The sequence below is a fragment of the Shewanella sp. 10N.261.52.F9 genome (genome assembly GCF_041471165.1).
GTDB classification, from domain to species: Bacteria; Pseudomonadota; Gammaproteobacteria; order Enterobacterales; family Shewanellaceae; genus Shewanella; species Shewanella marinintestina.
In genome coordinates this window covers 57229-69258 of sequence record NZ_JBFRNX010000034.1, presented here as the reverse complement: position 1 = coordinate 69258, position 12030 = coordinate 57229, and the positions used below count along the sequence as shown (strand labels likewise).

The 12030-nt window shown below is 40.6% G+C and carries 11 protein-coding genes and 1 pseudogene; 8 read left to right on the top strand and 4 right to left on the bottom strand.

Translation table 11 applies throughout. The features are described from left to right. A pseudogene (locus AB4298_RS20025) lies at positions 1-362 on the top strand (ribonuclease E); the annotation flags it as partial. Between the two features lie 130 nt (positions 363-492). Beyond that, positions 493-2052 (top strand): SulP family inorganic anion transporter, encoded by a 1560-nt coding sequence (locus AB4298_RS20020; RefSeq protein ID WP_371988124.1) that lies wholly within the window; start codon positions 493-495, stop codon positions 2050-2052. Between the two features lie 69 nt (positions 2053-2121). Here the strand turns inward: AB4298_RS20020 and AB4298_RS20015 are convergent, their stop codons facing one another. Further along, on the bottom strand, positions 2122-3027 hold the full coding sequence (locus AB4298_RS20015) for a bifunctional methionine sulfoxide reductase B/A protein (RefSeq protein ID WP_371988123.1): 906 nt from the start codon (positions 3025-3027) through the stop codon (positions 2122-2124). A 497-nt stretch (positions 3028-3524) separates the two neighbouring features. Between AB4298_RS20015 and AB4298_RS20010 the strand changes: the two genes are divergently transcribed. Both AB4298_RS20010 and ylqF read left to right on the top strand, forming a co-directional pair. After that, entirely contained in the window at positions 3525-4364 is an 840-nt protein-coding gene (locus tag AB4298_RS20010) for an isopenicillin N synthase family dioxygenase (protein WP_371988122.1), read from the top strand. A 117-nt stretch (positions 4365-4481) separates the two neighbouring features. Then, positions 4482-5420 carry a ribosome biogenesis GTPase YlqF gene (ylqF, locus tag AB4298_RS20005; RefSeq protein ID WP_220780182.1) on the top strand — a complete coding sequence of 313 codons (939 nt, stop codon included), beginning with the start codon at positions 4482-4484 and terminating at the stop codon, positions 5418-5420. A gap of 110 nt (positions 5421-5530) precedes the next feature. On the opposite strand, the gene AB4298_RS20000 is transcribed toward ylqF, so the two are convergent. Next, positions 5531-6022, bottom strand: coding sequence for a low molecular weight protein-tyrosine-phosphatase (locus tag AB4298_RS20000; protein ID WP_371988120.1), 492 nt, complete (start codon positions 6020-6022; stop codon positions 5531-5533). A 365-nt stretch (positions 6023-6387) separates the two neighbouring features. On the opposite strand from AB4298_RS20000, the gene AB4298_RS19995 reads away from it, so the two are divergent. Then, positions 6388-7044, top strand: a complete 657-nt coding sequence (locus AB4298_RS19995) for an NAD(P)H-dependent oxidoreductase (RefSeq protein WP_371988119.1) — start codon at positions 6388-6390, stop codon at positions 7042-7044. Between the two features lie 135 nt (positions 7045-7179). On the opposite strand, the gene AB4298_RS19990 is transcribed toward AB4298_RS19995, so the two are convergent. Further along, a complete protein-coding gene (locus AB4298_RS19990; protein WP_371988117.1) occupies positions 7180-8049 on the bottom strand; it encodes a DNA ligase in 870 nt (289 codons plus the stop codon). A gap of 233 nt (positions 8050-8282) precedes the next feature. Here AB4298_RS19990 and AB4298_RS19985 point away from each other — a divergent pair, with 233 nt between their 5' ends. The 3 genes from AB4298_RS19985 (at position 8283) to AB4298_RS19975 (ending at position 11255) form a co-directional block, all read left to right on the top strand. After that, positions 8283-8654, top strand: a complete 372-nt coding sequence (locus tag AB4298_RS19985) for a diacylglycerol kinase (protein ID WP_371988116.1) — start codon at positions 8283-8285, stop codon at positions 8652-8654. A 450-nt stretch (positions 8655-9104) separates the two neighbouring features. Continuing rightward, positions 9105-9977 carry a hypothetical protein gene (locus tag AB4298_RS19980; protein ID WP_371988115.1) on the top strand — a complete coding sequence of 291 codons (873 nt, stop codon included), beginning with the start codon at positions 9105-9107 and terminating at the stop codon, positions 9975-9977. Positions 9978-10235: 258 nt separating this feature from the next. Next, entirely contained in the window at positions 10236-11255 is a 1020-nt protein-coding gene (locus tag AB4298_RS19975; protein WP_371988114.1) for a diguanylate cyclase domain-containing protein, read from the top strand. A gap of 47 nt (positions 11256-11302) precedes the next feature. Here the strand turns inward: AB4298_RS19975 and AB4298_RS19970 are convergent, their stop codons facing one another. Beyond that, positions 11303-11977 carry a class GN sortase gene (locus AB4298_RS19970; RefSeq protein ID WP_371988112.1) on the bottom strand — a complete coding sequence of 225 codons (675 nt, stop codon included), beginning with the start codon at positions 11975-11977 and terminating at the stop codon, positions 11303-11305. Between the last annotated feature and the right edge of the window lie 53 nt (positions 11978-12030).

Here is a 12030-nt window from a genome sequence, read left to right as displayed (position 1 = left end):
AAGTGAAAGCTGAGCCAGTTATTGAAGCTAAAGTTGCAGCGCCTGTTGAAGTGAAAGCCGAAGCTCCAGCTGCAAAATCAGCCTCTGCGCCAATGGCAAAACCTGCAGCGATTCAATCAGCTCCAGTCGCTGTGGTTGAAGCTACACCAGTAGCAGCGCCAGAAGCAGTTGTTGAGACTAAGCCTGCCGCTAAGCCAGCAAGCCGCTTCGGCTCTATGGTGATGTCAGAAACGACTAAACCAACAGTTGAAAGCAGAGAGAATATTGCAACACCTACCGGTCGCCAATATGAAGCTTCAACTACTGAAGCAGCAAAGCCTAGAACGGCTAACACTGCAAACTCTGAAACAGTTCGTACTTAATTTAAGTTAACTGTTGCAGCTAAAAGCCATGCCTCTGGGCATGGCTTTTTTATGTTCAAACTGCCGCAATTTTGTTAGTATTCGCGGCAAATTATTATTAACACCAACACATATATTTAACAGAGGCTAAATGTTCGATCTTATTCGTCACAAAACAGCCAGCCATAGAGCTGACTTACTTTCAGGTCTTACCGTAGCCCTTGCATTGGTTCCTGAAGCCGTCGCTTTTGCATTTGTTGCTGGCGTAGAACCTATGGTTGGCTTATACGCTGCATTTATCATGGGTCTAATCACTGCATTAATTGGCGGGCGACCTGGTATGATTTCTGGTGCCACTGGTGCCATGGCCGTTGTTATGGTTGCTCTGGTTGCAGAGCATGGGGTGCAATACTTATTTGCCGCAGTTGTCCTAGCAGGTCTAATTCAAGTCTCTGCTGGTGTATTTAAACTCGGCAAGTTTATCCGTATTGTGCCTTATCCAGTAATGATAGGTTTTGTTAATGGCCTAGCTATTGTTATCTTCCTTGCTCAGTTAGGACAATTTCAAACGCCAGATGCAAATGGTGTAATGAACTGGCTACCGCAAGATCAACTAATCCTTATGCTAGGACTTGTTGCTTTAACCATGGCCATTATTCAGTTCTTGCCTAAGCTAACGACCGCAATCCCCTCTTCACTTGCAGCAATTTTGACTGTAACTCTACTTGTTACTTTCTTAAACCTAGATACTCGTACTGTTTTAGATTTTCTAAAATCAATGAGCGGTAACGACAATGCTACGATAGCAGGTAGCCTACCGACATTCTCAATACCTGCGGTAGAGTTCAGCTTAGAAACCTTATACATCATTCTGCCATACTCGTTAATTTTAGCTGCAGTAGGCTTAATTGAATCGTTACTAACATTAACGGTTATCGATGAAATGACAGGTACTCGTGGTCGCGGTAACAAAGAATGTATTGGTCAAGGCGTGGGTAACATCACCAGTGGCTTCTTTGGCGCTATGGGTGGCTGTGCCATGATTGGTCAATCGATGATCAACATTAATTCCGGTGGCCGTGGGCGCTTATCAGGTATTACAGCAGCGGTTGCCCTGCTTGCCTTTATCTTATTTGGCTCATCGCTGATTGAAATGATCCCACTGGCAGCACTTGTTGGTGTGATGTTTATGGTGGTATTAGGTACGTTTGAATGGGCTAGCTTTAAAGTGATGCGCAAAGTCCCTAAGCACGATGCATTTGTGATTGTGTTAGTAACGATAGTCACAGTGTTTACTGACCTTGCTTTTGCAGTATTTGTCGGTGTTATCGTGTCTGCACTTGTGTTTGCTTGGGAACACGCAAAGCACATTAACGTTGAAGTCAGCGAAGATCAAAACGGCTGGAAAGTGTATAAGCTAAATGGCCCACTATTCTTTGGTTCAGTTGCTGAATTCTTAGAGCTATTTGACGCTAAAAGCGATCCACAAGACGTGATTGTTGATTTCCAAAACTCTCGCGTATGCGACCACTCGGCTCTTGATGCAATTGATACCCTTGCTGAACGTTATGTAGGTAGCGGAAAGCGTTTACATTTACGTCATCTAAGTAATGACTGTAAAGAGCTGCTGGCTAAAGCAGGTGATTTAGTTGAAGTTAACTTAATCGAAGATCCACATTATAAAGTGGCTGACGATAAGCTTGACTCATAAATAGTATTCCGTTTTAACAATCAAAAAAGACAGGCTGTGCCTGTCTTTTTTATTATCTATCTGCACCAATTATTTCAACTTATCAGCAAATAGTGCTTTAACCTTATCGACTTTTGGCTTAACCACCATCTGACAATAAGGTTGCTCACCATTAAGTTCAAAGTAATCATTATGGTAATTTTCTGCAGCAAAGAAGCCATCATAAGCAACAACCTCTGTCACAATAGGATCCGGCCAAGCTGCAACTTTTGTGAGATCGGCAATCATACTATTGGCAATTAATGCTTGCTCTTCATCATGGATAAAAATCACCGAACGGTATTGCGGCCCTCGGTCATTACCCTGCCTATTTAACGTCGTAGGATCGTGGCTCACCCAAAACACCTCAAGCAAACTCTCAAAGCTCACCTGCTCGGGATCAAATTCTATCTGTACCACTTCAGCATGCGCAGTTTCACCGCTACATACCGCTCTGTAATTAGCATCAGCAGCATCGCCTCCAGCGTATCCGGACGTCACCTTTTCGACGCCTTTGATTGCCGAAAATACAGCTTCAATACACCAAAAACAGCCACCACCCAATGTCGCAACGGCTAATTTGTTACTCTGACAGTCAAGCTCATCAGCACTTTTGAAGGTCATTGATACAGAGTTAACACAATGCCTGACATTTTTCGGTGTTAAAAACTCGCCCTCAAACACATGTCCTAAGTGACCATCGCATTGGCTACACACGATTTCAACTCGTCTACCATCTGCATCAATATTACGTTTTACCGCCCCGGCAATTTCATCATCAAACGCAGGCCAACCACAGTGAGCATTAAATTTACTGTCTGAACGGTAAAGCGGAGCGTCACACTTTTTACAACAATAAACGCCGTTGGCATCATGTTGATTATATTCGCCACTAAAAGGACGCTCGGTGCCTTTTTGCTCAATGACGTGCTTTTCAAATTCAGTGAGTTTACGCATCAAAATCTCAGCCCCTTATACTGTCTAGCTATTTTGCTAATTAAACCTTTATCTCATTAAGTCACTCTTAATCATCTATAAACTCGCTCGTTGGCATAGATGACGAATAACGCTATACAGTAGACCCTATACGTCCATAAAAGCTTTCAAGATTACTTAATAGCTTATCGTAGTTAAGATTGGCTGTTAACTTAAGTCTTTGACTTTAATTCTTAGTATGCAGTCTTCACTTGAGCTTTTAGCTAACATCATAGACTCAAGTCTACTTCACCGGCTCAGTATTGGTTTAAATCACCAACAAAATGACGCAATATTTATGATTATTTTTCATGCTAATGTTATCGCTTAAGTCGCTAAAATTTAGATAATTATTACCTTGTAACAGAAGCTTTTTCGATACACCGAACAATAACCAGTGTGATCAAGGTCACTTAGGTTTGCGCACGGTGTTTTGCACCGCTAAACTTGCTCGGGGTTTAATAATAAGAAGAATCAAGATGACATTAGAAACGATCGATTATCGCGCACAAGATGCAGCAGAAAAGTTTGTATCCTCATTAAGAGAGACTGGTTTTGGTGTATTAAGTAACCACCCTATCAATAAAGACCTTGTTGAAGATATTTATAAAGAGTGGCATAGCTTTTTCATTACCGAAGCAAAGCAGGCTTACCTTTTTAACCCAGAAACTCAAGATGGTTTCTTTCCAGCTGAAATCTCTGAGACCGCAAAAGGCCACAGCGTAAAAGATATCAAAGAATATTTTCATGTTTATCCATGGGGACGTATCCCTGACTCTTTGAGGGATAATATTCTTAAATATTATGATGACGCTAACACTCTAGCTACAGAACTACTTGAATGGGTTGAGCAATATTCTCCAGCAGATGTAAAACAGAAGTTTTCAATCGCATTGCCCAAGATGATTGAAGACAGCCAAAAGACCTTACTACGTGTTTTACATTACCCACCAATGTCCGGTAATGAAGAGCCTGGCGCTATCCGCGCGGCAGCGCATGAAGATATTAATCTACTAACTGTATTACCAGCAGCCAATGAACCGGGATTGCAGGTGCAATTAAAAGATGGCAATTGGATTGATGTGCCAAGTGATTTTGGCAACTTGATTATTAATATCGGCGATATGCTGCAAGAAGCATCGAACGGCTATTTCCCATCAACCAGCCATAGAGTGATCAACCCACAAGGAATGGATAAAACTAAATCGCGAATTTCTTTACCGCTATTTTTACACCCAAACCCCGAGGTTAAACTGTCAGATAAATATACTGCCGACAGTTATTTGATGGAACGCTTACGTGAATTAGGGGTTATTTAGCCGCATTAGCACTGAATAACAGCCCAATAAGCGCCTTAGGGCGCTTTTTGTTTGTTAAACTTAAGCGTTACAAGGTAAAATCCCTTTAATTATGTAATTTGATAGTAGAGCACACACATGGCAATTCAGTGGTATCCAGGACACATGCACAAAGCACGAAAAGAGATCGAAGAGGTCATGCCTCAAGTCGATTTGGTGATAGAAGTGCTTGACGCAAGGATCCCTTACAGTAGTGAAAACCCTATGGTGCAAACACTCCGTGGAGATAAGCCATGTATCAAACTACTGAATAAATCCGACTTAGCCGACCCAGAAACGACCCAAGCTTGGATTGAATACCTTGAGCAAGAGCAAGGGGTAAGAGCAATGGCGATTACCACATTACAAGCTGGACAAGTCAAAAAAATCCCTGACTTATGCCGTAAATTTGTGCCCGGTCGTGACAAAATCGAAAAAGATATTCGAACTATGATTATGGGGATCCCGAACGTCGGTAAATCTACCATTATTAATACTCTAGCCGGCAGAATGATAGCTAAAACCGGTAACGAGCCTGCGGTCACTAAGACCCAGCAACGTATTAATTTAAAAAATGGTATTGTGCTTTCTGATACCCCAGGTATTTTGTGGCCAAAAGTTGATAATGAAAAAAGTAGCTATCGCCTAGCTGTAACAGGCGCGATTAAAGATACCGCGATGGAGTACGAAGATGTAGCGATGTTTGCAGCTGAATATTTCCTAACAGCTTATCCAGAAGCAATTGCTGAGCGTTATAAAATCAAGCAGATGCCAAATACAGATATTGAGTTACTTGAAGCGATTGGCCGTAACCGCGGTGCACTTCGCCCTGGTGGACGTATCGATTTGCATAAAGCATCTGAAGTATTGCTACATGACTTCCGCGCAGGACGAATTGGTCAGTTGTCACTTGAAACGCCTGAAATGGCTGAAATTGAAAAGATTGAAGTAGCAAAACTACTTGCTGAAAAACAAGCTAAAGAGGAAGCACGTAAAGAACAAGAACGCCTTAAGCGCTCAGGTAAACGCTTTAGCTAATAGCTGATTATTTATATAAAAGCGCTCATATAGAGCGCTTTTATATTAACTCCCGCCTATTTATTCTCATCAAGAAATAAACCCCAGCAACAAACTATTCTCATCAGAGATCACAACTGCCCACTTTGTATGCGGCTAATAAGCCCATCACAGCTATTTTCGAGTAAGTCTAAAACAAGCTCAAAACCATCCCCTTCTCCATAATAGGGATCTGGCACCTCCGTATAAATAGCATCATGTTCTCCAAAAGCACAAAAATCTAACATGAGCGCCAGCTTTGCTTGATACTGCGCAGGGCAAATTCGCTTTAAGTCCTGCAGGTTTTGCTCATCCGCAGCAAGAATTAAATCAAAGTCACTAAAATCAGTCTGAGTCACCTGTCTGGCTTGCATGCCGTTAAAGTTCAAACCACGTTTAACGCCCGCCGCAATAGAGCGTTTATCGGGAGCGTTTCCTTGGTGATAGGCAATCGTCCCTGCAGAATCAATCCCAATATCAAGCTTCGCTGCAGAAGCTTTTGCTCTAAACATCGCTTCTGCAGATGGAGAGCGGCAAATATTGCCCATACATACAAATAGAACAGACTTAATTTTTGACGGCATACATCCCTCATTAACTATTTATATAATGCATCAATCAAGCAATGAGATTAGGCATTTAATTTCTAAATTCAATGTTGTTTGCACTCTACACAAATAAATCAAATACCTCTCAATAGCGTGACGACACACTCAGCCGCATATTGCCTTGTCTGCTATGTTGATTAATCCACTTGTAGTCTAAAGTGAATACACCTTCAAACTAAACTGAAGATGTAACTCTATTATTCACTATTATATCAATAATACTATTATCAACAGAATCTTGATAATCATTCAACTAAAACACTATTTTTCAAATACACAGATACAGGTAGCATAGCGGCAACTGTTAAATAAGTACTGCCGCTCTACATTAGGAAAAGATTATGACTCACCCTATTATTGCTGATCTTGAAAGCCGTTACACAGCAAAACGCTATGATGCTTCTAAGCGTATTCCTCAAGCAGATCTTGATGTTATTTATCAAGCAATGAATCTTTCTGCATCGTCTATCAACTCACAACCATGGAAATTTATTGTGATTGAAAGCGATGAAGCAAAACAGCGTATGCACGACACCTTTGCTAATAAGTTCCAATTCAATCAACCGCACATTAAAGCGGCCTCGCATATTGTTTTGTTTGCTCACAATCCAAAATATAGCCGTGAAGATTACGCCAAAGTGGTTGATAAAGGCATTGAAGATAAACGTTCAACCGCTGATGAACGAGAGCAAGCTTTTGGTGCATTTGCCTTCGTTGACCTTAACACCGATGAAAACGGCAACAATGCGGCATGGACTAAAGCTCAGACTTACTTAGCATTGGGTAACACCTTACACGTACTTGCACGCCTAGGCATCGACTCAACCACTATGGAAGGCGTTGATAGTGAGTTAATTGGTGAAATATTTAAAGAAGAACTTGATGGTTATGAGTGCGGTGTTGCACTAGCCATGGGTTATCACCACAGCGCTGAAGACTATAACGCTACACTGCCAAAGTCTCGTTTGCCAATTGATCAAGTATTACAAGTTCTATAATTGTTCATCGCTTAAATATTTTAGGCTCGAGGCTATAATCTCGAGCCTTTTTATTATAATTAAACCTATTTATGTACTGTATTCAGTTAGCCCAGATTCATAATCAACAATTTCATCTACATTTTCAACTACGTACTATTGAGCTGTTCTCACTCTTAAAAAGCTGGCAAACCTTGGTGTCCCCTTTTGCGTAAGACCGTAGTATTTATAAGTGACCCAACTACCTATCTTTGGCGGATTAAGCCTTTGCTCGTGACTTAAGCCACTACCTAACTTAAATACTTTGCCATCTTGATTTTCAACAACTAGGGCGCCTAGCATGCCACTAAACTTCCCTTTACCTTCATTGTGAGCGATAACCACAGCTTCAGCATCATAAAAGGGTTTTAGCTTAACAATATCTTGAGAACGTCCAGCCTGATAAAGTGCGGTCTTTTTATGTAACATCAACCCTTCACCGCCTAAATCAATAATGGCGTGTAGATCAGTATCCAATACGCCAATTGTTGTGAGCGAATATTGCTTAATCACCTGCAAATAGGCGCTAATACCGGTTAGTTCATTAACAGCTTTGTCATAGCGCTCTGCAAAAGGAGTAGTCTCTGCTGGTAAGTCGAATACCATAAATAAAACCCTGCTCCACTCAGAATCAGCCGCTTTAGTTTTCCGGATGATGGCAGATACTTGCTCAAACGCTCCGCGCTTTATCCAAAGTTCACCGTCTAATGGATATTTTGGGAAGTGCTGAACAAACCAATCTGGCGCCGCAATCTTTCTGCCAGATCGGCTGTAAAGGTTTTTACCATCCCAATAACCTCTTACGCCATCTAGCTTTTCACTAATTAGGTAATCTGAAATATTTTGTATGGATTGGGGAGCGGTTGTCGCCAATTGAATTAATGGCTTAGTTGTAGACTTCGAGTCTACTTCAGCAATCGCTGCACCAAATAAACTCAGAGACAAAATAAGGCTAATGAATAAAAACTGCATTGTTCTAATTATCATATGGATGCTCCCTGCTAGATAATTTGGCTGACACATCCTGTGCAGCATTCGCTAAGTCTAGGCATATTTGGCCTAAGGTGCCAAGCTTATGTCAACATGAAAAGTCCAGGGAGCAATAAAGACCAGATACCACACACAGCATTTATCCTAAAAATGTTCATGCTATAATCCTTGCACTCCTATTCATTGCCTATCGACCTCTCTCGAATGGCAAAATTACACCATGGAACACTATGAAACCTGCTAACAACCAAGGTATACAACGCGTTATTAAAGCTACTGGATTTTCGATACAAGGGTTAAAGTTAGCTTGGCAACATGAAGCCGCCTTTAGGCAAGAAGTAACATTAGCCGTAATAATGCTACCTATAGCACTACTTATTGATGCCTCAACCGTTGAACGAGTATTGCTTATCCTAGGTTTGTTTATGGTATTAATTGTTGAGTTAATTAATTCAGCCATAGAAGCCGTTGTTGATAGAATTAGCGATGAGCATCACCCATTAAGTGGTCGAGCAAAAGATATTGCCTCTGCTGCAGTCTTTATGAGCCTCGCGTTTTGCGGGCTAACTTGGGCCATGATTCTAATCCCAAAATTATTTTAGTTATAGGCTCATTCGCCTCAGCCTATCCAATATTACAAAAATACTCTCCCTCGATTAATTGAATCTATTTAGCTATCTATTCTAGAGAGGGAGGCTCTCTAGCCTTTGATTTAAAGCCAAAAAACTTATATTGGGTTATTTCGTCTAGCGTTAATAACATTATTCTGCATTTATACTCTACACTCCATATTGGCGACTAGTCAGCCTATTTCACTACCATAAATGGAATATGCAAAGTAGGAACCTAGCTAAGACATACTCACTAGTAACATACCCACTTCAACTAGAAAAAGTGAGCCAAACGTCATTAAATTGCATTAGATCAAACTAAATGTAACTTTTTGAAACAATTCGTTCACAAAAAGTTAGATCCTGCTATGCTAGAGCTCGAACAATAAAAAGCGTTACTGATTTAAACACATAAAAATAAGAACGACGGAGTGACTTTTAATGCTTAAAAGTTTCATCATTCGCGGTATAGCTACACTCGTTTTAATTGCAAGCCCTATGACTTATGCAGATAACAATACTGTTATCCGTATTGGAGGCTTTTATGCAAATACAGACTCTACCATAGATGTAAATGATCCCATCTTAGGCAACGCTTTTGCACTCGATTTTGAATCTGATCTAAAACTAGAAGAATCACAATTTTTGCCATTCTTTGAGTTTTCTCATCACTTTAACGACCGTCATACTTTATATGTTGACTGGAAACAGTTGCACCGTAATGCCGCAGTTCAGTCTGTGGAAAAGCCATTTCAATTCACCTGGGATGACACGACTTACGATATCAAATCAGGGATCTCACTAGATACCACGCTGAATATCGATATTATGCGAATTGGTTATGGTTATGATATTTGGCAAGGTCATAATTACGATGTTGGTCTTTCAGTTGGTTTACATGCCATGTTTATTAAAACGGCTTTTAAAGGGAAAATAGGTATATGCGATTCTGGTACGGAGAACCGTTGTCCAGATACCATCGATATTCCTAAAGTGGTTGATGAGAAGTTATCAGCTCCTTTGCCAGATATCGGTGTTTATGGCGCTTACGAGTTTTACCCTCGATTTAAACTAAACGGCCACGCCCAGTATTTTTATATAAAGCTCGACGACCTTAAAGGCGGCTTAGTCGATATTCGCCTTGGTGTTGAGGCTGAGATTAGTGAAAACTGGCATATGACAGCAGCATTTAACTATTATGAAGTTGATGTTGAATATACGTCTACTTTTACCGATGCAGATATAAAGCTTGCTGATTATAATATCTACTACAGTTTTACCGGCCCAATGCTGTCAGTCAGTTATCAATTCTAGTCGCAGAGCCAGTCTTTGCGACAACTCTTTCTAATGTACCCCATTATTTTAGCCCATCGCTTTACCGATACTATTTACAATCAAATCCAAGCAATTTAATCCTACTATTATCGTTTGTTTAATAGCCAATTATGCTATTTAGAGTTTTATGTTGTTAAAAAACATAATAAAATTAATGAATAAAGTGCATAATGAGCAAATCTCAGCTCTGGGTCTACTCAACTGAGCGCTAATTGGTAAGTAATAAGGCTGTAAAACATGGCAACTCCTCTACTCAAGGAATCCGCATCTAAGCTTAAACAAGCGATTCCGTTAATGTTGAAGTATCAAATACCCACAACTCCAACAAATTACGCGCTGTGGTACGCCTATGTCGGCGCTCAATCTCCCATGCTAAATAAACATTTAGATACCGTTGTTAGCCAATATAACACCTGTCCACCGAGCCAAAGTGAGCGGCTATATCAAGAGTTTCTATCTGATCCAGTTGAGCTCGATGTTATCGATATGCGGCAAAACTTGGATGCTATGGTGACTGAATTATCTCAGTCCATTAAAGACACAAATTTAGATGCTAACCTCTTTAAAAGTAAGATCGATAGTAATCACATTAAGCTGAATAAAATTGAAAACGAAGGCTTTACTATTGAAGAAGTTCTTACTGTTGTCAAAAGCCTCGTGAATGACTCCAATGAGATCCGGGTCAGTGCGCAACATTTCTCAGAGCAACTAGCCAAAGCTCAATCAGAAATTGATGCATTAAAAGCACAGTTAATAAAAACTGAACATGAAATTCATTTCGATGCATTAACAGGCTCGTTAAACCGCCGCGCTTTTAATAAAGACCTTCAAGCTATCCTTGAACAACATCCTGATGGGCTTTGCCTCATCATCGCTGATATCGATCATTTCAAAGTTTTCAATGACACCTATGGCCACCAGCTCGGTGATCAAGTATTAAAATCGGTAACTAAACGTTTAAACGAGGCCTGCCAAAATGGTACTAAACTGTATCGATTTGGTGGTGAAGAGTTCGCTTTAATTGTTCCTAATAGCCAATTAAGACGTGCTCGTCAGCTAGCAGAGTCAATGCGTAGAAGCCTTGAAAAGCTCGTTGTAAAAGACAAACGTAAAGGCGATAACATTAATAATATCAATGCCTCTTTCGGCGTTGCTGAATTTATTTTAAAAGATAGCGTCAACACACTTATCGAACGAGCCGACAAGCAACTATACGAGGCAAAACGATTAGGCCGAAATCGAGTCATGCCAATCTAACCTCTTTGAGTGTTTGTGACACCATCTGTGCAAACACTTAATTAGCACTAATTGATCGGTTTCGCCTGAACAATATAACGCAGCGGCCCACCAGAGAATTCAGCACCAAACGGATAACATGTTACCAAGGTTAACGTCACCTCACCGCCATCTTGAATCACATTAATGTCTGATTCGTGCGTTATTTTTGCTGCGGTTACTTTATAAAGTAAACTTTTACCAGAGACACCTTGCAACCGAATAAGCTGGCCTATTGTAATCCCATTTAGTCGAGCGAAGTGGGTATCTCGATGGCCTGCAATGACCGTATTACCGCGGCTATTAATATTGGCTGACGATAACATTAGCGCCGGTCCAAATGCTAAGTTACGCCCTGATGCTCCCGAAAGCACATACAAACTGCTACCTTCACGCTCAGCATGAATAGCTGAAGTGTTGCTTATTGTTGCAGCTAAAAAGTCTAGTTTTGCCACAGGATGAGTATCAGCCCAAGACCAAGGTTTATGAGGCTTTCTATCGAGTAATGTTTTCTGCCATGCTTGCTGTATTAAAAATTGGGCAAAATGTGCCTTAGCTTGCATATATCCGCCTTGTACAAATAGTCCGATACCAACGAAAAGTAATAATCCTGCCACCAATCGGTGAAAATAATGACCTTTACTTTGGCTTTTTCTCTTGTCTGCCAAACCTGTAAACGAGTTAAGTACATCTATCTTTTGCATAAGTGTTCTCGTCGATTATCCAAATTCCATCAACTCTTTGTCAGCTTAATAAT